Source organism: Azospirillum sp. 11R-A (assembly GCF_049472615.1).
Taxonomy (GTDB): domain Bacteria; phylum Pseudomonadota; class Alphaproteobacteria; order Azospirillales; family Azospirillaceae; genus Azospirillum; species Azospirillum palustre.
The window spans coordinates 44,564-67,606 of record NZ_JBCEBL010000033.1 but is presented as its reverse complement, the minus strand read 5'-3'; the positions used below and the strand labels follow the sequence as shown (position 1 = coordinate 67,606).

The window sequence follows — 23,043 nt, the reverse complement described above, 5'->3', positions numbered from 1 at the left end:
GTCAGCGTTCGGGCCAAACCGGGTGCTCACGGTCGATCACCAGCGCGTGGCTGTGACGGTGCCCGATCCCGGTGTGCTCGGCTCCGGCCAGGTGCGGGTGGCCGGGTGGCAGGTTGTCATGGGTGTGCGGCAGTTCGGCCGGATCATCCACCGGCCACAGCAGGACCGCCAGCCCGACCGCCGCCGCTGCGAGAGCGGCGAGGACGCCGAAGGCCGTGTCCAATCCGGCAGTTGCCCCCAGCCAGCCGGCCAGCGGATAGGTGAGCAGCCAGCAGGCGTGCGACAGTGCGAACTGTGCCGCGAACAGCGCGGGCCGGTCGGCTGGATGCGCCGAACGTTTCAGCAGGCGGCCGGTCGGGGTTTGGGCCAGCGAATAGCCGAGCCCGAGTGCCAGCCACAGCGGCAGCAGCCAGCCGTAGCCCGGCAGCAGCGTGCCGGCGGCCAAGCCGATGACCAAGACCGTTGCTCCGCCGAGCATGGCCCGGCGGTCCGGCAGGGTGTCGAGCAGACGCGGCAGGGCCAGGGCGGCGATCATCGAGCCGCCACCGAAGCCGGCGAGCGCCACCGCCGTCGCCGTCTGGTCGAGGCCGTAGCGCGCCTGGACCAGCACCACCGTGTTGACGATCACCATCGAACTGGCGGCGGCGATGGCAAGGTTCAGCGCCAGCAGCCCGCGCAGGCGCGGCGTGGCGAGGTAGAGGCGGATGCCGCGCGTCATGCGGTCGTAGATGCCGCCCTGGGCCGCGGCATCGGCCCGCGGGCTCGGCAGGATGACCGACACCACCAGGGCAGCGGAGACCAGGAAGCCGACGACGGTGCCGGCGAACAGGGCGTGGAAGCTGACCACCGTCAGCAGGGCGGCCGCCAGCATCGGGCTGACGACACTCTCCAGGTCGTAGGCCAGCCGCGACAGCGAGAGCGCGCGGGTGTATTCGCCCTCGTCGGGCAGCACGTCCGGGATGGTGGCTTGGAAGGTCGGAGTGAAGGCGGCCGATGCCGCCTGCAGCACAAAGATGAGGCCATAGACCTGCCAGACCTCGGTGACGAAGGGCAGCGCCACCGCCACACTCGCCCGGACGAGATCGAGGGCCACCAGCATTGTCCGCCGTGGCCAGCGGCTGGCGAAGGCGCCGGCGACTGGGGCGACACCGACATAGGCCACCATCTTGATGGCGAGTGCGGTGCCCAGCACCGCGCCGGCATCGGCGCCGGCGAGATCGTAGGCAAGCAGCCCGAGCGCCACGGTCGCCAGCCCGGTGCCGACCAGCGCGATCACCTGGGCCAGGAACAGATGGCGGTAGGTCCGGTTGGCCAGGATCGTGAGCATCGTTTCACCCTTGCGTTGGACAGGAGCCGGCGTCCTCCGGTCTTCTGAGGGTCAATGCAGCGTGGACGGCATGACCCAAGTCTCGACCACGTCCAGGCTCTCCTTGAGCGGGGTGCCGGGATGGTGCCAATGGTGGATGACGGCGGCGGCCTCCACGGCGTGGCGGTGGGGAACTCCATCCGCCACCAGGGCCCGGTAGGCGCGGGTCACGGCGTCACGACACATGGTTTCCTCCGATCCAGGCCAGCGTGTAACCCAGGCCCTGCAGGGCGTGGATGCCGACATAGAGCCCGACCAGGATGATGACGGCGCTCGACAGGTAGGGCGCGCGGCGGGCGAAGCTGCTGAAAGCACCCGACCAACGGCGTTCGGCATGGCGCATGCCCAGCGCGGCGATCGCTCCGGCGGCTACCAGGGTCAGGGCCAGACCAATGCTGAAGCACACCACCAGCGCGGCGCCGAGCGTGACCTCCTTGAGCTGGAGGCACAGCAGCAGCACGGTGATCGCCGCCGGGCAGGGGATCAGCCCGCCTGTCAGGCCGAATACGATGATCTGCCCGGTGGTGATCTGCCGGCCGGCAAAGCGGCGCTGAATGTCGCGAGCATGCGCCCGCTCATGCGCGTCCTGATAGCCGACCTGCCCGAGATCCAGCGCGCCAGCCGGTGCGTGGTCTCGCTCGCCATGGCCGTGCTCATGTCCATGGCCGTGATGATGGTGGTGACCGCTGGCCGCCTCATGGCGATGGGCATGCTCGGTGAAGCGCACCGGGTACTCGTGCACATGGCCGGCATGGCCGACCCGGACGGTGGCGACGAACTCGTGCGGCTCAGGAATCTCTTCGACCGACTCGAGAAAGTCGCCCTCATCAAGGAACGAGAACTGCTGCAGCGTGCCGTCGGGCCGCAGCGTCTCCACCGTTACGGTGGCGGCGTTCGGCGCGGGGGCTTGTCGGCCCTGCCGCTCGGAGCGGATACGGAACCGGGGCGGGACGCCATCCTCGAAGACCTCCAGCACCAGCACGTCGCCGTGGCCGGTATCGATGCGGTGGGTCTCGTCGCCGTGGGAGTGGTCGTGCCCGTCGTGCCGCTGCTCCCGCCAGGTCCGCGCCGCCATCCACATCGCCACCGCGATGATCAGCACCGCCGAGGCGAGCTGGAAATAGGGCTCGGTCGTCTCGGCGCTCCACCCCCGGCCGATCCACATCCCTCCGAGCGCCACGGCCCAGACCACCAGCGTATGGGACACGGTGGCGGCCAGACCGAGCAGAACCGCCTGGGTGACGGTGCCGCGGATGGCGACGATGAAGGCCGCCATCATCGTCTTGGAATGGCCCGGCTCCAGCCCGTGCAGGGCGCCGAGCAGGATGGCGCTCGGGATGAACAGCCAGGCGTTCGAGGCGCCTTGCTGTAGGAGGGCGGAGAACTCAGGCATGGCAAGTCCCTACAGGTATTTCGTGATCGCCTTGAACTCGGCGACCGATGCCCGCGTCTGGGCGGGGGTGGCATCGATTGCCGCATCCAGGCAGTGGTCCAGGTGATCGTGGATCAGCACCTTCTTGGCCTCGCGCACAGCGCTCTCCACCGCATGCAGCTGCTGGGCGATGTCCAGGCACGGCCGCCCGGCTTCGATCATCTCGATGATGCCGCGCAGATGGCCGTCGGCCCGCTTGAGACGCTTGATGATGTCGGGGTGGCTGTGGTGCGTGCTCATGGCTTGGTGGTATCCCCCTGGATAGGATAGAGTCAAGGCTGATGGTGGCAGCTGCCGATCTTCCCACTGTGCTTTGGTTGAGTGGCATGCCGAGCGGTGTTGACCGCGCCCCTGATCTTGCTCTATCCCCCTGGATAGGATCAATCCCGGCATGGCCGGTTCTCGTTCCGCCTCTCAGCCAAGGTCCCGATGCTCTCCGCGCTCCTGCCAACCCTGCTGCGCCTCCTCACCATCCTGGTGGTGGCCATCGGCATCATGGCCTTCGCAAGCCACGCCGTGCCGGCCGGTGGGGTGTTGAGCGACGCCTCGATCCTGGGGCAGGCGGACGGGGATGGCGGCCACAGCCATGACGATGATGGGGACAACCGGGACCGCGCCCCCGGGCACACGCACGGCCACAACCCGGCCGACCACTCCCACGACACCCTGATGTCCGGCACGTCCCTGCGGTCGGCGGTCGATGGGGATGCCGATGCATGGCGCCGGGTCGCCTCCGATCCGGATGCCGGCCATGCTCCCCAGCCTCCGGATCGCCCACCCCGGCCCGACGGTCACGCATGAGTTCCGGCCGCCGCCTTGCCGCGGTGGCCTTTCAGCGAACCGTCAGCGGATTTGGACAATGATCCCAGTTTTGCGAGGGGGCTCGCCGTGCCCCGGCGCGGCCCGTGCCGCCCTTCCCATGCTCGTCTTCGCGGCTCTGGCGCTCGCCGGTGCCGACGCCCTCGCCCATGGTGTCACCCAGGGCGACAAGGGGTACATCCAGGAGATCTCCGGGATGAACCTGCTGCCCTTCCTCTATCTCGGCGCCAAGCACATGGTGACCGGCTATGATCACCTGCTGTTCCTGTTCGGGGTGGTCTTCTTCCTCTACAAGCTCGAACATGTCGCCATCTATGTCAGCCTGTTCGCGCTCGGCCATTCGACCACGCTGCTGCTCGGCGTGCTGTGGGACACCAGCGTCAGCGCCTACCTGATCGACGCCATCATCGGGCTGTCGGTCGTCTACAAGGCGCTCGACAACCTCGGTGCCTACCGCCGCTGGTTCGGCGTGCAGCCGAACACCAAGGCGGCGACGCTGGTCTTCGGCCTGTTCCACGGCTTCGGCTTGGCCACCAAGATCCGTGAGTTCGAGATCGCCCCGGACGGGCTGATCCCGAATCTGCTGTCCTTCAACGTCGGCGTGGAGGTCGGCCAGATGCTGGCGCTCTCCGCCATCCTGATCGTCATGGGCTTCTGGCGCCGTACCGACGGCTTCCTGCGCCATGCCTACACCGCCAACGTCGCGATGATGACCGCCGGGTTCCTGCTGATCGGATATCAGCTGACCGGCTGGGCCGTCGCTGCCTGATCCAAGGATTTCGCCACCATGTTCAACGCCAACATTCCCCCTGTGTCCGAACTGCCGTCCTCGACCCAGCTGCTGCGCTCCACCGCGATCGCCGCGGCGATCGCCGCGGTCCTGCTGGTCACCGCCGTGCTGCCGGCCGAACACGGCATCGACCCCACCGGCCTCGGCCGGGTACTCGGTCTGACCCAGATGGGTGAGATCAAGGTCCAGCTCCAGGAGGAAGCCGAGGCGGACCGCCGCGGTGCCCAAGGGGCGGCCCCGGACGGCAAGCAGAGCTTCGACCTGGAGGCGATCGGCACCCTCCTAGCTGGCCTGGTCGTCTCGCCGGCCGCCGCGCAGACGCTGCCGGCGCAGGTCGCACAGGCCACCCAGTCCGACACGGTGAAGGTCACGCTGAAGCCCGGCGAAGGGGCCGAGGTCAAGGCGGTGATGACCAAGGATGCGAGGCTGACCTATAGCTGGAAGTCCGAGGGTGGGACGGTCAACCATGACACCCATGGCGAGCCGACCGGCAATCCGAACGCGACACACAGCTACAAGAAGGGCCGCGGCGTCGCCGGCGACGACGGCGTGCTGACGGCCGCCTTCGATGGCCATCATGGCTGGTTCTGGCGCAACCGTGGTGATGTGCCCGTCACCATCACCCTGACCGCCAGCGGCGCCTACAGCGACCTCAAGCGCGTGAAGTGAGCCCATGGGCGGGGCCTGTGCCGCCAGGCGCCGGCCCCGCCTTTTGCCGCCATGCTCTCGGATGCCACATGGACGATTTCGCCGGGCTGGCCGGCCTGTTCAGCGCCGCGCTGCTGGCCGCGACGATCCTACCGGCCCAGTCGGAGGTGGTGCTGGCCGGCATGCACATGGCCGAGACCCATTCGACGCTGACGCTGGTGCTCGTCGCCACCGTCGGCAATGTGCTGGGATCGGTGGTGAACTGGCTGCTCGGCCGCTATCTGATCCACTTCAGTAACCGGCGCTGGTTTCCGATCAAGGCGTCGCTGATCGACCGCGCCACCGCCTGGTACCAGAAATGGGGGGTGTGGTCGCTGCTGCTGGCCTGGGCTCCCTTCATCGGCGACCCGTTGACCCTGGTCGCCGGCGTCCTGCGGGAGAATTTCTGCGTGTTCCTGCTGTTGGTGACCATCGGGAAGGCTGCCCGTTACGTGGCGCTGGTGGTCGCTGTCTAAGTCCCCTATTGCGTGCAACCGAGGACCAATCATGTCGTCTTGCCCCTGCGGTTCCGGCCGCTCCTTCGAAGAGTGCTGTGGTCCCATCCTGGCCGGAGACCCGGCGCCGACCGCTGAAGCCCTGATGCGGTCACGCTACACCGCCTTCGTCCGCCATGACCTGGACCATGTCGAGCGCACCCACGCGCCGGAAATCCGCGACGACTTCAACCGTGGCGAAGCCGAACGGGTGGCGGACGAGTCGGAGTGGCAGCGGCTCGACGTCCTGCGCGCCAGCGAGGAGGGGGATGTCGGAACGGTCGAGTTCCAGATCCATTTCCGCCGGGACGGCAACGATATGCGCCACCACGAGCGGGCGAGCTTCCGCCAGGAGGACGGGCGGTGGCTCTATGTCAGCGGCGAGGTGAACCCGAAGGGGGAACCGCGCCGCGTGGTCAAGGTCGGGCGCAACGAGCCCTGTCCCTGCGGGTCGGGCAAGAAATACAAAGCCTGCTGCGGCAAGTGAGTGGAGGGACACCGCCATGGAACCGCGTTTCTCCTGCACCGCCTGCGGCAAGTGCTGTCACGGCTGGCTGCCGCTGACGCTGAAGGACGCCGTCGCCCATGCCGGCCGCTTTCCGCTGGCGATGGTGTGGACGCCGGTGCGGGCGAACGCCCGCTCCTACGAGCTGGCGACCAGGCTGGGCGCCACGGTGCGCCTGCCCAACCGCAAAACGGTGGCGGTGCTGATCGTGCCGACCGCCTATCTGCCGACCTCCTACCCCTGTCCAGAGCTGCAGGAGGATGGGCTGTGCGGCATCCATGACGACAAACCGTCGCGCTGCCGCACCATGCCCTTCTACCCCTACCGCGAGGAGAAGGACCAGGCCGACCTGCTGATCCCGCGAAAGGGCTGGCAATGCGACATCTCTGCGGCGGCGCCGGTGGTCTACAGCAACCACGCAATCCTCGACCGTGCGGATTTCGACCATGAGCGGGACGACCTGCTCGACCAGGCGCCGGTGATCCAGCGCTACGCCGACTATGTGCTGAAATACATGCCGTGGATCGTCGACGAGCTGGCGAAGCTGGCGGCCAAGCCGACCGGCGGCAACCTGGCCACCAGCCTGTCCTCCTTCCTCACCGCCACCCGCCGGCCGGATGCCGCGGAAATTGCCGCGGCCCAGGCCCCCTTGTTCCAGGCGATGGCGGAGCGGACGAAGGGCGATCCGGCACTGCGCGACTATCATCGCAACTACAGCGGATGGGCCAAGGAAATGGAGAGTTTAGCGCGGCGTAAGCCCGCCTGAGATCGTCGGCCACTATGTGAGCGCGGATCATAGCCGGTCTGTGGGCAAAGCCGATCGCCAGTGATGGACCTGCGCCTACAGGCTCGTCATCCGCAAGCGCAACGCATTGCCGATGACCGACACCGAACTCAGCGCCATGGCGGCGGCCGCGATGATCGGGCTCAGCGTCCAGCCGAACAGAGGATAGAAGACGCCGGCCGCCACCGGCACCCCGAGCGCATTGTAGACGAAGGCCAGGAACAGGTTCTGGCGGATGTTGTCCATGGTGGCACGGCTCAGCACCCGGGCCCGGGCGATGCCGGCGAGGTCGCCCTTCACCAGCGTCACGCCAGCACTCTGGATCGCCACCTCGGTGCCGGTGCCCATGGCGACCCCGACGTCCGCTTCGGCGAGTGCGGGAGCATCGTTGACGCCGTCACCCGCCATGGCGACCACGCGGCCCTCCGCCTTCAGCTTCCGCACGACCTGATGCTTCTGGTCGGGCAGGACCTCGGCCTCGACCTCGTCGATGCCCAGACGGCGCGCCACCGCCTCCGCGGTGGTCCGATTATCGCCGGTCAGCATGACAATGCGCACGCCATCAGCGCGCAGCGTTTCCAGGGCATGCGGCGTGCTCGCCTTGATCGGATCGGCCACCGCGATCACGCCGCCGGGGCGACCATCCACCGCGGCGAACAGCGCCGTCGCACCCTCCCGGCGGAGATCGTCTGCACGGGCATCCAGGTCGTCCAGGGCTACGCCCCGGTCCCGCATCATTGCCGCGTTGCCGAGCAGGACCTCGCGACCGCCAACCGTCCCAACCACCCCCTTGCCGGTCACTGAGCCGAAGTCGGCGACCTCATGCAAAGCCAACCCCCGTTCCCTGGCGGACGCGACGATGGCAGCTGCCAGGGGATGCTCACTTGACCGCTCCAAACTGGCTGCCAGGGAGAGAAGCTCCGCCTCGTCGATACCAGCCGCCGGGACCACTGCGGTCACCCGTGGCTTTCCCTCGGTCAGCGTGCCGGTCTTGTCGACCACCAGCGTGTCGACCTTCTCGAACCGCTCCAGGCTCGCAGCGTCCTTGATCAGCACGCCGGCCGTCGCTCCCTTTCCCACCCCGACCATGATCGACATCGGCGTCGCCAACCCCAGGGCACAGGGGCACGCGATGATGAGGACCGAGACCGCCGCGATCAGCGCATAGGCGAAGGCGGGGGCCGGCCCCCAGAGCATCCAGCCGGCGAAGGCGAGGAGGGCGGCCAGGATGACCGCCGGGACGAAATAGCCGGACACCACATCGGCCATCCGCTGGATGGGCGCGCGCGAGCGCTGCGCCTCGGCCACCATGGTCACGATGCGCGACAGCATGGTGTCGGAGCCGACCTTCTCGGCCCGCATCACCAAGGCGCCCGTCTGGTTCACGGTGCCGCCGATCACCTTGGCGCCGGGCTCCTTCTCGACTGGCATGCTCTCGCCGGTGACCATCGACTCGTCCACGGCGCTGCCACCCTCGAGCACCTCGCCGTCGACCGGCACCCCGTCGCCAGGGCGGACGCGCAGCCGGTCGCCGACTCGGACTTGGTCGAGGGGAACCTCCTCATCCTCACCGCTCTCCTTGATGCGGCGGGCCGTCTTGGGCGCCAGGTTCAGCAGCGCCCGGATGGCGCCACCGGTCTGTTCGCGGGCGCGCAGTTCCAGCACCTGGCCGAGCAGCACCAGCACGGTGATGACAGCGGCGGCCTCGTAGTAGACGGCCACCACCCCGTCCATGCCCCGGAAGCTCGCCGGGAAAAGACCGGGCAGGAAGGTCGCGGCCAAGCTGAAGAGGTAGGCAACGCCGACCCCGAGCGCGATCAGGCTGAACATGTTCAGGCTGCGCCGCCGGAACGACTGCCAGCCGCGCTCCAGCAGCGGCCAGCCGGCCCACAGCACGACCGGCGTCGCCAGCAGAAACTGAATCCAGATGGAGAGGCGCGGCGGCACCAGGTCATGCAGGCCAAGGGCCGGAATGTGGCTGCCCATCTCCAGGACCAGCAGCGGCACGCTGAGCACCAGGCCGATCCAGAAGCGCCGGGTCATGTCGACGAGTTCCGGGTTCGGCCCCTCTTCGAGGCTGGCACCCACCGGTTCCAGGGCCATGCCGCAGATCGGGCAGTTGCCTGGCCCCTCCTGCCGGATTTCCGGGTGCATCGGGCAGGTGTAGATGACCCCCTTCTGGGGCGAGGCCTGCCCGGCCCGCTCCGGCGCCGCGAGCTTGGCCTCCGACTTCAGGTATTGCTCCGGGGCGGCGACGAACTTGTCGTGGCAGCGCGCCGAGCAGAAGTGGAAGCTGTGCCCATCATGCTCCGCGTGGTGCGCGGTCCGCTCCGGGGCGACCATCATGCCGCAGACAGGGTCTTTGACCGTCCTATGGTCGTCGGCTCCTGCGTGATGATGGTGACCAGAATGGTCATGTCCGGGCTGATGCCCATGGCCATGGTGCAGGTCGTTCATGTTCGCTTCTCCCTTCGCAGGCTCGGCGTCGGTAACGCGGTGTTGCGCGGCGGCGCCCCCGCTTCCTGGTGTGGCGGCGACTTCGAAACCCATGCTCCCCCTTCCAGCAACTGGAAGGTCAATGCCGATGTGCAGGCTGAGGTCTTTCTCTCCTCACTTCTTCGACCGCTCGCTCATGGCGGCATGGCGGCGACGGATCTCCTCCGTCCAGGAGCTTTTGATGAAGGCGAGAACTGCCCAGATGTCGGCATCGCTCAAGCTGCGGCCGAACGCAGGCATGTCGCTGCTGTAGTCCGGCGGGGCGAACGCCGTGATGCCCTGCTTGGTGATCTTGAAGAGATCCGCGTCCGGGTGGTGCCACGTATGGCCGGAAGCGTCATGAGGGGGCGCCGGTAGACGGCCGTCGGGCTTGCGGCTCTGCCAGTTCGGCTGGCCCTCGAGCCGAGCCCCATGGCACGACGCGCACTGTTCGGCGTGCACCACCTTCCCGCGGGCGACTTGTGTGGGGTCGGTCGGATCGGCGCCCCCTTTCGGACCGGCGAACAGAACAACGCCAGCTGCCACAATGGCCGCGCCCAAGGCCAAGCCAATGCCAATTGCTGCCCTCTTAGGAAACCGCATGGTGAACCTCAATGCCAGAGACCGGACACGCGCCAACGAGGCCGATGGGTTGGCTGCGTCCAATGTGTAGGGAGTCCGACCGTCCGAGCTTCAACGGTGGGATGCGCTGCATTAGCCTGTCGGAGCGAAAGCAGCCGCTCGATGCGCTCTTCGGGTTCCGGATGGGTGCGCAGCACGGATGGATGCGGATTTCGCCGTCCTGGCCAGAGAATACGTTCCCAGAAGCCGGGGTCGTATCGCTGGAGCTTCGCCAGGGCGGAGGCCAACCCCTCCGGATCGCCAGTCAGGGCGGCGGCATCAAGGTCGGCGTCGAACTCCCGGGTGCGTGACAGCTGAAGCTGAATGAGCGTGTTGATGGTGGGCGCTCCCCAGAGAAGCGCGATCAGCGGCCAATGGACACTGCTGTGCTGCTCCGCCATCTGCAGCAGGCTCAGGAGCAACAGGACGACGCCGATGGTCGCCATAGCCCCAGTGACCCGGCTGATAATGTCGGCCAAACCCATGATCCAGAGGTCATGGTTGCGGACATGGCTGACCTCGTGGGCCAGAATCCCCGCCAGTTCGCGCAGGGTCATCGCACGCAGCAGCCCATCGGTCAGGATGATAGCGCTGCTGCGAGAGGAGCCGACCGTGAAAGCGTTCGGTACCGGAGTCGCGAAGTAGTGCAACTCAGGAACGCTTGGCAGCCCGGCGCGCTGGGCCAGTACCTGGATGACCTGGTGAATCTCCGGAAGGTCGTGAGGATTGAGCCGCCGAGTTCCGTAGAGACCCAGAACGGCGTGCGGTGAGACAGTCGGGCTGAACACTACCGTCGCACCGATGAGGATGGCTGCCCAGAGGACGCCGAACCATCCGCCGAGCAGCCAGCCGATCGCCACCGCGAGCAACGCCAAGCTTCCCACCAGCAAGATGGATTGCCCTGCGTTCCGAAGCTTATCGCGGCGGTGCTGCCGTTCATTGAAACGGACCATCGGCATGGTGCTCAACCCCTGCGTTGGCCATCAAAACCGGAACGGCTTCCAGGTCTTGCCGCCATCCTGGCTGGCCAGGATGGCCGACTTGTCGGTCACGGCGTAGAGCCGCTCAGGGTTGATCGGATCGACCGCGAGATGCAGCAGTATCGCATCCCCGAAGCCGTTGCTGACCGGCTGCCACGCCAAGCTTGGCTCGGTTGTCTTGAGCAGGCCGGTGCCAACCATGAAGGCGTAGGCGGTGCCGTCCTTGCTCGTTGTGACCATGGTCGCAGGGCGCGCCACCATATAGGCAGCCTGCCAAGTTTTTCCGGCGTCGCGGCTGACCGTCAAGCCGGTGCGCGTGGCAGCGTAGACGGTATTCGCGTCCTTGGCCGATGCTGCCAGGTCGAACATGTCGGCAGGCGGCTTGCCGGTGACCTCCCAGCTCTTCCCAGCATCCCGGCTGACCTGGACGCTGCCGTAGTGGCCGTAGAGCACGTTGGGATCGACCGGGCTGGCGTCCATCGAGTGGAAGTCCACCGGCCCGTTGACGCCCTTCGAGACCGCTTTCCAGGTCTTGGCGCCGTCCGTCGAAACGAGGACGCCGAGGTTCCCGCCAGTCTCGGGATGACCACTGGCGAAGAAGGTGCCGGACTGTGCCGGATTGGGCGTGAAGCCCATGTAGTCATGCGAATTGTCCGAGACCCGGGTCGCCGTGCCGTCGGAGTTGGTCAGCCACACGCCATGATGCGAGGCGAGATACAGGCGGGATGAATCTTCCCGGTCCACCGCAATGCCATGCAGGTGCGACACCTCGGACAGCTTTAGGGTTTCGGCAGCCTGAGTCGGTCCGACGAGCATCATACCAAGCATCAGCGCCGAGGTGATCACGGTGAGTTTCTTGTCGGCGCACATCGCGCATCTCCATGCTGAAAGAGTTGTGTAAAGAGGCGCCGGTTGCCGTAGCATGATAATGCTCTGCCACAGGCGAACGTGCGGCTCATATCGCACATCCGCCGGCCAGCGGCGGCCGCGGGTCGCTGGCGCTTGGACCTGCAACTGCCCCGTGAGGCAGCTCGGCTTTGTTCTGGTCACCTAGGAAGCGCCTGATATCCTCATAGCGCACGCGAACGTCGTCCATGGTTTGATAGTAGCCAAGGAGTTCGCGAAGTGGAGACGACATGTCCTTGTGGGCAGCGAGCGCTGCCACCAAGGCACCAAGGGACAGTCTACCTTCAATCACCAAATATCCCCCGATGGTATAAAAGAAGAATGGAGTGAGATGTGCGATGAAGTTGTTTAAACTCTTAATGAAAAACTTGCGCCGATAGATTTCGAGCCGGATCGCTTGGATGCGTTTTAGCGAGCGTGCAACCGTTAGCACAGGACGAGGGCGACTCTCCTGGTGATGAGGAGAGGCTTCGGCCACCGCGGCACCGAAAGAGCGTAGTTCCCGTGAGCGATCACGCGCCAAGGCGCTGACCCGGCGTTGTAGACGCGGAACCAGGGCGATCTGTAGCGGGACCAGCGTGAGCGCGGCGGCGCCCAACACCGGATCCTGAACAACCATGAAGATCAGGATGGTTGCGAAGGTGCCTCCCTCCAGAACAGGCGTCAGAAAGGTGTCGCCGGAGAACCCAGCGATCGGCTCGACCTCCTGTACCAACAACGGGATGATCTGGGCATGGTCACATGGCCTCCTGCCACGCGACCAACTGCGGAACACCGCGAAGCGCATGCGGCGCATCATTCCTTCGGCAAGCTGTCCTTTGAGAAGATTGATAACGTATTTCACCACACCGCTCGCCAGAACAGCAGCAAGGTAAACGGCACACAAGACGATAAGCAACTCATATTGATTCAGCGCGTATCCAGAAACCAGAACAGTTTCGGCCTCAGAACTGAGTGCTTTGTTGATGATTTGTTTGGGGAGGTCAAGCACCGCATAGAGCAGCGGTAATGACAGCAGGGCTGCCGCAAGAAGTGCCACTTGCGTCCGACGTGTATACTTGAGGATGTACAGGAACATGTTGGGCGGAAAGGGCGAGGTCACGTCCAGCGGCATCTCCCGATGCCAGCCGGACAGCCGACGCCGGGCGATACCCACCACCCAGGTCAATAGCAGGCCAAGGAAAGCGAGTGGCGCTACTACGAGGATGACATGGATCAGAACGTGTATCCACCAGTAGGGGCTGGGGAATACCGTGTGAAGAATCCAGTCGCTCAACTGGTGGACTTTATCCTGCATGAAGATGCTATTCATGTCATTCCCGGAGCTTTTCTGCTCCGCTTAGGGACGCCAGAGCCGATGAACGGTGCGTTCTTTCGCACTGGCATCCGTTGATCATCGTAGTGAGGTGAACGGAGGCTTGTGTCGTTCACCCCATCACTTTGTGGGGTATTCATCAGTCAGCCGGAGCACAAGCGCGGCTCAGTGCATGTTTGCGCCCATCACCGGCCTATCTGCGGGCTACACCACCCGATTTGGAACCGGCAGGTCTGTGCCCGATGGGAGAAGGCAGCCATGCCGGAGTGGCGGCAGCATAGGCTTCGTACCTGGCGCCGAAGGCATCTCGTGCCTCCCGTTCCTCAGCATGAGCCAACCGCACATACATGAGGATGAGCAGCGGAAACATGGTTAGCGTCAGAATGGTCGGCCATTGCAGCAGAAAACCGAACAGGATCGCCATAAAGGCCACATATTGTGGGTGGCGGACGTAAGCATATGGGCCAGTGGATGCAAGACCGTGTTGCTGCTGAGCGGCGTGAAGTACCTTCCAGGCTGCCGAAAGCAGGATGAAACCCACCAGGATGAACAGATTGCTGAGGATATGCAGCACGTTGAAGTGCGGGTTGCCCTGGAATCCGAAGATGGTCGACCAAAGATGGCCGGCATCATGCGACGTCAGATCCACTCCCGGATAGCGGGTCTGCAGCCATCCCGAAAGCAGGTAGATGGTCAACGGAATGCCGTACATCTCGGTGAACAGCGCCACGATGAAAGCACTGAATGCACCGAACGAGCGCCAGTCGCGGCGCGACTGAGGCTTTCCGAAGCTGAAGGCAAAGATGATGAAGATGGCCGAGTTGAGGATGACAAGCGGCCACAACCCGTAAGCCGAAGCATCATGTGTCATGGGGTGTCCCCCTTGTTCGGCGTGCCGGGCTCATCCGGCCCGCCACTGTGGCTGCTGCCGTGGCCGCCATGCATGAAAAGGTGCATCAGCGGGCAGAGGAGCAGTATCAGGAACGGAAGCACGTCAAGGACGTGGGTGACATGGTAGAGGGACAGGTACAAAGCTGCAGCTGCACCGGTTCCAAGACCAGCCAGACCGATCCAAGTCCTGTACCAGGGAAGACGCGCCTGGTGTTCAGAATCATGCTGGGAATGATCATGCATCATCGCCTCCTCGCTCAATAAGGGGCTGGCGAAAAGTTGGTTGGCCGTGGCCTTCCGCTCGTCAGAAACACGGTTATAAATGGCCTGCCAACGGTCTCAAGGGATCGCAAGTCTTCGAGACGCGCCGTCAGTGTCTTCTGCTGGCTGCTTAGCAGGTCCGGCCACACTGACGAGAGGTCAGGCTGAGACGTCGGCATCCTCCGCCGAAGCGGGCCCTTGAGCGGATGCGGACGGACTCGTGATGTCGGAACTTCAGAGCGGAGGGCGAAGGGCGGGGTCGCTGCCGATCCCGTCAGGTGTCGCTAGGGAGGGTATGGGGCGCGAGACGACCAAGAGCGGAGCAAGTGGCTCGAAGGAAGCCGGGAGCAGACCACCATGCATCGTCACACATTGCACGGAGCTGCAGCAGGCGCCTCCGGTGAGGTCCATGTCACCACAAAGTGCGTGCCCGTCCTCCACGATCACAGAAATCAACGCAGCAGTTGTCTGTTCAGACGTTTGCGCTAGCGTGCCCATGGCCGGGGAGAACGATGGGGCGTTCGCCTGGATCGGAGCGGCATAGGCGAGCAATGTGGCCAGCACCAGCAGGCTCACGACCACCCTCCCAATTGCTACCCTTGTCCGCTGCCACATGGCGGATCACCTCGTCGTTCCGGCTGCGCCGCCCAATGCTGAACCCACCGATCCAGCGGTTCCAGCCACTCTGCGAACCGCAGCCTGTCCGATGCTCAGCCAATACTAATGCATCCTGTACCAAGCGCATTGATCCCGGTCAATTGCCCGAGAGCCACAGGCCATCCATGTGCAGTCCGACGGTTGCTGACCGGAGCCTTCGTGACGCGTGCGACACCTCCAGCATCGCCTCGGCTTTACTCCTTCCGAGGAGATGCGCGCCACACATAAGAGCGGAGATCCGCCGCGGAGAATGGAGTTCCACTCAGTTTGTGAACGCCGGCCCTGGCAAGTTCGACCGCGATCACTTGCCAGCGGATGCCGCATCGTCGTGCTGCGGTGACCTCGTCTAGCAAGGGCGCCAGCAGACGTCCATTCGTTGCGCCGGCCGGACGGAGACCGCCGCGTGCATGTGGCATGCTGCGCCAATGCATAGCGGAAGTGCCGGGCAAGAGAAACAAGGTCCATTCCCGTTTCAGTCAGCGCTTGACCTGCGCTGCGTTCACGCAGGTCTGGAGCGGTGTCGAGGCCTATTCTGCCGGTCACAAGCACGTCCTCGCTGTGAGCCTCGCTGCTAATGGTTGGCATAGATGCCGCTCCCGTTCGGCCCAAAGGTCACGACCTGATAGGGTTGGCCGGGTTGGTCCATGCCTGGTGCGCTTGCGGGCATTCCTGGAACGGCCAGTCCTTTGTTCCCGGACGGTCCCGCCTGTAGCCGTCGGACGTCCTCGGCCGGGACGTGCCCTTCAATGACATAGCCATCGAGCACAGCGGTGTGGCAGGACCACAGCGATTCCGGAACCCCGTGGGCGATCTTGACCGATCGGACGTCCTGGGTGTCGTGGACGAGTACGGAAAAACCTGCTGCCCGCATGTGCTCGATCCATTTGCCACAGCAATCGCAACTGGATGACTTCCAGACTGTGAGTTCCGCGGCAGAGGCGTGATCGTCATCGAAGAGCGGCAGGCCTGCCGTCAGATGGAAGCCCACCAGGGCGACGGCGAGCAGCCCGCCCCAGCGTGCGGCCTTCATCCGTTGCAACACCACTCCTCGGGCATAAGGTGACGCGGTCGTCGGCTTCCTCTTCCGCCGTCTCATTGTCATGACCGTCCTCATACATCATCGTGCCGTCCCGTCGGCACAGCATCGGACCGAAACCGTGTCGATGGGAGGGGGCTTGGGGATGAGCCTATTTCCTCGGGGTAAGTGTCTCGATCCGGTACATGCCGGCAGCATCCTTTCCGACGGTGAACGCGACCTCCGCGCCCGGCCTCAAGGCCTTGAGGTCAACGCTCGACGCGACGGCAAAGTCCATGGTCATTGCCGGCCATCCCAGGGCCGCGATTGGGCCGTGCGAGAGATTCACCACACGCTTTGCCGGATCAACGGCGTTAACCTTGCCGGTCGTGCCAGCTGCTTGCGGCTGGGCAGTCTGGGTGGCGTGACCGCTATGATCCATTTGTGCCCAAGAGATTGCCGGAGAGACCGAGGCGGCCGCCACGAGCAAGGCAGTACGAGCAATCTTACGCGACATGGGCAAGCTCCTTTTTGGATTGGGGGTTGGGGACTTCTGCCGCTGGCAATGGCGTGCCGCCTGCGGGGCGCCCCACTTCGCGAGCCTTGACCAGAGCGTAGATGGCTGGGATCACAAGAAGCGTCAGCACCGTCGAGGAGATCATGCCGCCGATCATCGGCACGGCGATGCGCTGCATCACCTCCGACCCGGTGCCATGGCTCCACATGATCGGCAGCAGGCCTGCCATAATGGCGACGACCGTCATCATCTTCGGGCGCACGCGTTCGACCGCACCTTCCATGATGGCCTCGTAGAGATCAGCTTTGGTCATCGCCAGCCCCTCGGCCGCTCGACGGCGCTTCATATCCTGCAGCGCATGGTCGAGGTAGATGAGCATGATTACCCCGGTCTCGGCAGCCACACCGGCAAGCGCGATGAAGCCGACCGCCACCGCCACTGACAGGTTGAAGCCGAGCAGGGACATGTACCAGACGCCGCCGACCAGTGCGAAAGGCAGCGACAGCATGACGATGAGCGTCTCGGTGATGCGCCGGAAGTTCAGGTACATCAGTAGGAAGATGATGGCGATCGTCACCGGAATGACGATCTTCAGCTTCTCCACCGCCCGCTCCATGTACTCGAACTGGCCGCTCCAGGTGACGTAATAGCCGGCCGGCATCTGGACCTGCTCGGCCACCGCCTTGCGGGCGTCGGCGACGTAGCCGCCGATGTCGCGATCACGGATATCAACGTAGATGTAAGCGGACAGCAAGGCGTTCTCCGTGCGCACGGTGGCCGGCCCCTTGGTCAGCCGGACCGAGGCAAGCTGGCCCAACGGAATTGCCCCACCGGCCTCCGGGTGCAGCAGAATGCGGCTGGCAATGGCGTCGGGGTTGCTGCGCAGCTCGCGCGGGTAGCGGACGTTCACGGAGAAACGCTCCCGGCCTTCGACGGTCGTCGTCACCATCTCGCCGCCGAGTGCCGTCAGGATGGTGTCCTGCAGGTCACCGACGGTCAGGCCGTAGCGGGCCAGTTGCTCGCGGTTCGGGTCGATCTCCAGGTAGAAGCCGCCGACGATGCGTTCGGCGTAGGCACTGGTGGTGCCGGGGACCTGCTTGACCACCGCCTCGATCTCGCGGGCCAGCCGCTCCATCTCCTCCAGATCCTTGCCGAACACCTTGATGCCGATCGGTGTGCGGATGCCGGTGGAGAGCATGTCGATGCGGGCGCGTAGCGGCATCGTCCAGGCGTTCGAGATGCCGGGCATCTGGACTGCCTTGTCCATTTCGGCCACAAGCTTGTCATAGGTCATCCCCTGTCGCCATTCGGCCTGTGGCTTCAGGTTGATGACCGTCTCGAACATCTCGGTGGGCGCCGGATCGGTGGCGGTGACCGCACGGCCGGCCTTGCCGTAGACCGACCCCACCTCGGGGAAGCTCTTGAGGATGCGGTCCTGGGTCTGAAGCAGTTCGGCTGCCTTGGTGATCGAGAGGCCGGGCAGTGTGCTCGGCATGTAGAGGATCGTACCCTCGTTGATCGTCGGCATGAACTCGCTGCCGAGTTTGGAGGCCGGAACCACAGACCAACCCAACAGCCCCAGCGCGATCAGAATGGTTGGGATCTTGGCGTGCAGCACCAGCCGGATCATCGGCCGGTAAAGCCAAATGAGAGCGCGGTTCACCGGGTTCTTGCGCTCGGGAATGATGCGGCCGCGAACGAAGAGCATCATCAGCACCGGCACCAGCGTGATCGACAGGAACGCGGCACCCGCCATGGCGAAGGTCTTGGTGAAGGCCAACGGCTTGAACAGCCGCCCCTCCTGCGCCTCCAGCGTGAACACCGGCAGGAAGGAGACGGTGATCACCAGCAGGCTGAAGAACAGCGCCGGTCCGACCTCCACCGCCGCGTCGATCAGCACCTTGGCCCGGTTGGCGTCTGGCGGCGCATGCTCCAGCCGCTTGTGGGCGTTCTCGATCATCACGATGGAGGCATCGACCATGGCGCCGACGGCGATGGCGATGCCGCCCAGGCTCATGATGTTCGAGGTCATGCCCATGGCGTCCATCACCATGATGGCGATCAGCACGCCGACCGGCAGGGTGACGATAGCGACCAGCGCGCTGCGGACATGCAACAGGAAGACGATGCAGACGAGCGCGACGATGACGCTCTCCTCGATCAGCGTGCCCTTGAGGTTCTCCACCGCCCGCAGGATCAGCTCGGAGCGGTCATAGACGCTCTCGATGCTGACGCCTTCCGGAAGGCCGGCCTTCAGCTCGGCCAGCTTGTCCTTGACGCTCTGGATGACGCTCAGGGCGTTCTGGCCGTAGCGCTGGAGCGCGACGCCGCTGACCACCTCGCCTTCACCGTTCAGTTCGGTGAGGCCGCGACGCTCGTCCGGTCCAATCTCGACCCGTGCCACATCGCGCAGCAGGATCGGCGTACCGCGGTCGACCTTGAGAACGATCTCCTCGATGTCCTTGATACCGCGCAGGTAGCCCCGCCCGCGCACCACGTACTCGGTTTCCGCCATCTCGACGACGCGGCCGCCGACGTCTTGATTGGAAGTCCGGATGGCCTGGGCGATCTTGGCCAACGGCACGCCATAGGCTTGCAGCTTCTGGGGGTCGACGACCACTTGGTACTGCTGGACGAAGCCGCCGACGCTGGCGACCTCGGCCACGCCCTCGGCCTTGGTCAGCTGGTAGCGCAGGTACCAGTCCTGCAGCGTGCGCAGCTCGGCCAGCGTGCGGTCCTTGGCGAGCACAACGTACTGGTAGACCCAACCGACGCCGGTGGCGTCCGGCCCCAGCGTCGGGGTGACGCCGTTGGGCAGTCGCTTGGCGGCGAAGTTCAGATACTCCAGGACGCGCGAGCGCGCCCAGTAGATGTCTGTACCGTCCTCGAAGATGACGTAGACGAAGGAGGCGCCGAAGAACGAGAAGCCACGCACCACCTTCGACTTGGGCACGCTGAGCATGGCGGTGGTGAGCGGATAGGTGACCTGGTCCTCAACCACCTGCGGCGCTTGGCCGGGGTAATCGGTGTAGAGGATGACTTGAACGTCGGAGAGATCCGGCAGCGCATCCAAGGGAATGCGAGACACCGAATAGAGGCCGGCAGCGATCAGAAACAGTGTGCTGAGCAGGACCAACGCGACGTTGCGCGCGGACCAATGGATGATAGCGGCGATCATGGGGGTACCCTCCGCCAGCCTAATGCTGCTGATGCTGGCCGCCGCTGCCGCCGAAGGCGCTCAGGGCCGCACGCAGGTTGCTCTCGGAGTCGATTAGGAAGTTGGCGCGCACCACCACGCGTTCACCCTCCTCCAGCCCGGCGAGGATCTGGACGTAACCGTCGGCACGGGCGCCGGCCTTGACGTCGCGCGGCTCGTAGCGGCCTTCGCCGATCTCGACCAGGACTGCTTGCCGTTTGCCGGTGTCGAGCAGTGCGGAGTCCGGTACGGCCAGCCTGGCCATGGCGCCGAGGTCGGCGTTCAGGTGCACGGTGGCGTAGAGGTTCGGCTTGAGCAGGCCGTCTGCGTTGGGCAGTTCGACACGCACCTTGCCGGTACGGCTCTCCGCCGTCAGGGTCGGGTAGACGAAGCTGACCTTGCCAGTGAAGGTCTTGCCCGGCAGCGAGTTGACGGTGACGTCGACGTCCTGGCCCGGCTTGACGTAACCGAGGTCCTGCTCGAACACGTCGGCGACCAGCCAGACGTGCGTCAGGTCGGCGATACGGTAGAGCGCTTCGCCGGGCATGAAGCGCATGCCGCGCACGGCCGACTTCTCCAGCACCACGCCGCCAGCGGCCGCGCGGTAGGTCAGAGTCCGTGACGCCTTGCCGGTCTTGCGCAGCCGGTCGATCTCCTCCTCGGGGACATCAAGGTTGCGCAGGCGCTGGAGCGAAGCTTCGGCGAGCTGGGCACCGCCCTGCCGGGCGACGAGGTATTCCTGCTGGGCCAGGACCAGCTCGGGACTGTAGACCTCCATCAGCGGCTGGCCCTTGCGGACGGTGTCGCCGGTGGTATCGACCAGCAGTCTCTCGATCCAGGCCTCAAACTTCGGCGCGACGACGAAGAGGCGGCGTTCGTCAACCTGCACGGTGCCGACCGCCCGAACCTGGCGGGAGATCGCCCGCCGCATCGCGGCATCGGTGCGTACGCCAAGCTTCTGGACCTTGTCAGAGCTGATGGTAACAGTCCCCGACGCGCTGTCCTCGCCCTCATAAACGGGCACGTAGTCCATGCCCATCGGGTCCTTCTTCGGAACCGCGGAGGTGTCCGGAAGGCCCATCGGGTTGCGGTAATACAGAATCTTGCGCGGACCGGCCGGGTTCTGCGCCGGCGCGGCTACCGATACCGGAGCAGCTTCCCCCTCGTAGACCGGCACATACTCCATCCCCATGCTGTCCCTCTTCGGCACTGGGGAGGTGTCGGGCAGGCCCATGGGGTTGCGGTAATACAGGACCTTGCCCGCTCCGGCGGGCTGTGCCGCGGCAGGAGCGCCGTGACCGGCATGGCTGGCTCCAGCGGAGGACTGTGCGAAAGCTGGCATTCCGGCGACAATGGTGCCGGCCATCAGGACGACGAGTAGGGCTGGGGAGCGGTTCACAATTCACCTCCGATCAGGCGCTCGATCTCGGCGAGCCGGACCTGCTCCTCGAATGTCACATTCACGGATTCGACCAGCGCGCGGCGCAGCGTCTGCTCGGCCAGCAGGAGGTTGGCGAACTCCTCGCGCGACAGCTCGTAGCCGCGGGTGGCGGCTTCCAGGGCGATGCGCGCCTGCGGCAGGGTGATCTCCCGCACGATGCGCTTGCGCTCCTTGACGGCGGCCAGCATGACGTAGGCCTCATGCACGTCGGTGGCGACGTCGAGGCGGATTTGCTCCAGCTTCGCCCGCGCCGCGCCGGCCATTGACGCGGCCTCGCGCTGCTCGGCTTGCCGACGATCGCCATAGAGCGGAATATTGAACTCGACCATCGCCTGGTAGCCGTCGAAGCGGCCGTCTCGCCGCATCGCGCCAAGGCCCAGCTCGACGTCAGGATAGCCGTTCTTCTCAGCGAGGCGGCGGGTCCCTTCGGCCGAATCGATCTGGGCCAATTGGGCACGGACCGCCGGGAAGTCGGCGCGTGCGCGATCCACCAGCGCGTCGGCTGACAGGGTTTGCAGCGGCGGCACCAGCCGGGGCAGAGGCTTCGCCGGCAAGGGTGTTTCGGGCGAGCGGGCCAGCAGGCCGTTGATCCGCACCTGGGCGCGATGGCGGTCGGCATCCATGCGCGCGAGCTCGGCGGTCAGCGCGCCGGCTTCGGCGTTGGCGCCGGTGATGTCCTGCTGCTTGCCAGGGCCCTGAGCGTAGCGGGCGCGCGCCAGGTCGGACAAGCGCCGGACGGTTCCAAGCAGCTTGCGTGTCTCGTCGGCCGCCAGATGGGCCGCGTGGTACTCGGCGTAGGCAACCTTGACGCGGTAGGCGATCTGATTGGCGACCTCGGCCTGGGCGGCGGCTGCCTTGCGGCTGTCGGCGGATGCGATTTCGCGCTTCAGGTCGCGCTTGCCCCACAACGGGAACATCTGGCGGACCTGATACAGCTCCTGCCCGGCGCGGTAGCGCGGCAGGTAGCCGGACCCGCTGCGTGGCAGTTCAAGCTCGACCTTGAATTTGGGGTCATCCAGCGCCCCGGCCGATGTGATACGCGCTGTCGCGGCATCGGTCTCGAGGGCGGTCGCCGCCGCTTCTGGGTTCATGCGGCGAGCGGTTTCGATGAGCTGGGTGATTGTCCTGTCATGCTCGGCGGCCGAAGCCGCCGCGCCTGTCAGCAGCAGGACGAGCGCCGTGGCGGCCACGGTGAGCGGTCGCCCTGGATAACGTCGATTGATCATGGCTATGCCTTGCCCTTGCCCCTCTGCGCGTAGCGCTGGAGGCAGACGGGCTCCTTCAAATCACGTGAGGACGATAGCAGCTGCCGGCCGGCAAGCGGCGCGGCAGAGCGGATTGCAACCGTCAAACGGACTTGGGAGGGGGCGGCTCCGGTGCAATGAGACGAGCGGCGGGAGCGTGAGCCCGGCTCGGATGCCACACCACACAGTCGACGGATCTGGTGTGCAACACCTCGGAGCGCATCGGCAGTGCCAGCCCCGGGCAGCAGGGTGTCGCCATGGGCATGCCACGCGGCTCCGCTCTATCGGGGCAGTCGCCACAGGGGCGTTGGGATTCGTTGACTGCGGCCCCCTGGTCTGTGCTGACCGGAGTCGCGTCATGGTGGTCGGCCATGACGGCATGCGCCACCGCACCGCCCGCCACACCGATCAGCAGGGCGAGGGTCAGCGTCAATGCCGTCAACAAGTTGCGGACCACCCGCATCTGCATCTCCACGTGGCGCGGGGTAAAACGAATTTACCCCATGAGCCTCACGCATTGCACCAGAGTTGGCCAGGGTCGGCGTTGATCTTGATCAACGTCCTCATCCGAATTCGCAAGGGGTTGGCGTTTTGCTTTCCGCACCGGGGAGGCGACACGGATGGGTCGCGTTGAGCAGGGGCTCCTC

Annotated in this window: 22 protein-coding genes; 6 read left to right on the top strand and 16 right to left on the bottom strand. The window is 65.4% G+C overall.

Annotation, left to right across the window (positions count from 1 at the left end):
- Position 1: 1 nt before the first annotated feature.
- From VH569_RS30305 to VH569_RS30290, 4 genes are read right to left on the bottom strand one after another with little or no spacing between them, the layout of a single operon-like run.
- Positions 2-1,327, bottom strand: coding sequence for an MFS transporter (locus VH569_RS30305; RefSeq protein ID WP_423320399.1), 1,326 nt, complete (start codon positions 1,325-1,327; stop codon positions 2-4).
- Positions 1,328-1,378: 51 nt separating this feature from the next.
- The gene (locus VH569_RS30300) at positions 1,379-1,552 is read right to left on the bottom strand and encodes a hypothetical protein (protein WP_188092484.1); all 174 of its coding nucleotides are present in this window, start codon (positions 1,550-1,552) and stop codon (positions 1,379-1,381) included.
- Entirely contained in the window at positions 1,542-2,759 is a 1,218-nt protein-coding gene (locus tag VH569_RS30295) for a nickel/cobalt efflux transporter (RefSeq protein ID WP_423320396.1), read from the bottom strand. Before VH569_RS30295 ends, VH569_RS30300 begins: the two co-directional genes overlap by 11 nt.
- A gap of 9 nt (positions 2,760-2,768) precedes the next feature.
- Positions 2,769-3,038, bottom strand: coding sequence for a metal-sensing transcriptional repressor (locus tag VH569_RS30290; protein WP_149226105.1), 270 nt, complete (start codon positions 3,036-3,038; stop codon positions 2,769-2,771).
- 189 nt (positions 3,039-3,227) lie between these two features.
- Here VH569_RS30290 and VH569_RS30285 point away from each other — a divergent pair, with 189 nt between their 5' ends.
- The 6 genes from VH569_RS30285 to VH569_RS30260 all read left to right on the top strand — a co-directional run bounded on the left by VH569_RS30285 (position 3,228) and on the right by VH569_RS30260 (position 6,859).
- Positions 3,228-3,599: a hypothetical protein gene (locus tag VH569_RS30285; RefSeq protein WP_423320394.1), complete on the top strand. Its 372-nt coding sequence runs from the start codon at positions 3,228-3,230 to the stop codon at positions 3,597-3,599.
- A gap of 118 nt (positions 3,600-3,717) precedes the next feature.
- On the top strand, positions 3,718-4,386 hold the full coding sequence (locus VH569_RS30280) for a HupE/UreJ family protein (RefSeq protein WP_423320392.1): 669 nt from the start codon (positions 3,718-3,720) through the stop codon (positions 4,384-4,386).
- Positions 4,387-4,404: 18 nt separating this feature from the next.
- Positions 4,405-5,076 (top strand): hypothetical protein, encoded by a 672-nt coding sequence (locus VH569_RS30275; RefSeq protein ID WP_423320390.1) that lies wholly within the window; start codon positions 4,405-4,407, stop codon positions 5,074-5,076.
- Positions 5,077-5,144: 68 nt separating this feature from the next.
- The gene (locus tag VH569_RS30270; protein WP_423320388.1) at positions 5,145-5,570 is read left to right on the top strand and encodes a YqaA family protein; all 426 of its coding nucleotides are present in this window, start codon (positions 5,145-5,147) and stop codon (positions 5,568-5,570) included.
- Between the two features lie 31 nt (positions 5,571-5,601).
- Positions 5,602-6,075: a YchJ family protein gene (locus tag VH569_RS30265; protein WP_423320387.1), complete on the top strand. Its 474-nt coding sequence runs from the start codon at positions 5,602-5,604 to the stop codon at positions 6,073-6,075.
- A gap of 16 nt (positions 6,076-6,091) precedes the next feature.
- On the top strand, positions 6,092-6,859 hold the full coding sequence (locus tag VH569_RS30260) for a YkgJ family cysteine cluster protein (RefSeq protein ID WP_423320385.1): 768 nt from the start codon (positions 6,092-6,094) through the stop codon (positions 6,857-6,859).
- Between the two features lie 75 nt (positions 6,860-6,934).
- Here VH569_RS30260 and VH569_RS30255 read toward each other — a convergent pair whose 3' ends face one another.
- The 12 genes from VH569_RS30255 to VH569_RS30200 all read right to left on the bottom strand — a co-directional run bounded on the left by VH569_RS30255 (position 6,935) and on the right by VH569_RS30200 (position 22,378).
- Positions 6,935-9,334, bottom strand: coding sequence for a heavy metal translocating P-type ATPase (locus VH569_RS30255; RefSeq protein ID WP_423320383.1), 2,400 nt, complete (start codon positions 9,332-9,334; stop codon positions 6,935-6,937).
- A 153-nt stretch (positions 9,335-9,487) separates the two neighbouring features.
- Positions 9,488-9,955 (bottom strand): c-type cytochrome, encoded by a 468-nt coding sequence (locus VH569_RS30250; RefSeq protein ID WP_423320380.1) that lies wholly within the window; start codon positions 9,953-9,955, stop codon positions 9,488-9,490.
- An 8-nt stretch (positions 9,956-9,963) separates the two neighbouring features.
- Entirely contained in the window at positions 9,964-10,932 is a 969-nt protein-coding gene (locus VH569_RS30245; RefSeq protein ID WP_423320378.1) for a zinc metalloprotease HtpX, read from the bottom strand.
- Between the two features lie 24 nt (positions 10,933-10,956).
- The gene (locus VH569_RS30240; protein WP_423320376.1) at positions 10,957-11,823 is read right to left on the bottom strand and encodes a hypothetical protein; all 867 of its coding nucleotides are present in this window, start codon (positions 11,821-11,823) and stop codon (positions 10,957-10,959) included.
- A gap of 85 nt (positions 11,824-11,908) precedes the next feature.
- Positions 11,909-13,171 (bottom strand): ABC transporter ATP-binding protein, encoded by a 1,263-nt coding sequence (locus VH569_RS30235; RefSeq protein ID WP_423320374.1) that lies wholly within the window; start codon positions 13,169-13,171, stop codon positions 11,909-11,911.
- 196 nt (positions 13,172-13,367) lie between these two features.
- Entirely contained in the window at positions 13,368-14,045 is a 678-nt protein-coding gene (locus tag VH569_RS30230; RefSeq protein ID WP_423320372.1) for a methyltransferase family protein, read from the bottom strand.
- Complete coding sequence (locus VH569_RS30225) at positions 14,042-14,308, bottom strand: DUF2933 domain-containing protein (protein ID WP_149226131.1); 267 nt, start codon at positions 14,306-14,308, stop codon at positions 14,042-14,044. Before VH569_RS30225 ends, VH569_RS30230 begins: the two co-directional genes overlap by 4 nt.
- A gap of 1,246 nt (positions 14,309-15,554) precedes the next feature.
- Entirely contained in the window at positions 15,555-16,013 is a 459-nt protein-coding gene (locus VH569_RS30220) for a DUF411 domain-containing protein (RefSeq protein WP_423320371.1), read from the bottom strand.
- Between the two features lie 157 nt (positions 16,014-16,170).
- Positions 16,171-16,515, bottom strand: coding sequence for a copper-binding protein (locus tag VH569_RS30215; protein WP_423320369.1), 345 nt, complete (start codon positions 16,513-16,515; stop codon positions 16,171-16,173).
- Complete coding sequence (locus tag VH569_RS30210; protein WP_423320367.1) at positions 16,505-19,693, bottom strand: efflux RND transporter permease subunit; 3,189 nt, start codon at positions 19,691-19,693, stop codon at positions 16,505-16,507. Before VH569_RS30210 ends, VH569_RS30215 begins: the two co-directional genes overlap by 11 nt.
- Positions 19,694-19,712: 19 nt before the next feature.
- Positions 19,713-21,110 carry an efflux RND transporter periplasmic adaptor subunit gene (locus tag VH569_RS30205; protein ID WP_423320366.1) on the bottom strand — a complete coding sequence of 466 codons (1,398 nt, stop codon included), beginning with the start codon at positions 21,108-21,110 and terminating at the stop codon, positions 19,713-19,715.
- Positions 21,107-22,378: a TolC family protein gene (locus VH569_RS30200; protein ID WP_423320364.1), complete on the bottom strand. Its 1,272-nt coding sequence runs from the start codon at positions 22,376-22,378 to the stop codon at positions 21,107-21,109. Before VH569_RS30200 ends, VH569_RS30205 begins: the two co-directional genes overlap by 4 nt.
- Positions 22,379-23,043: the final 665 nt, after the last annotated feature.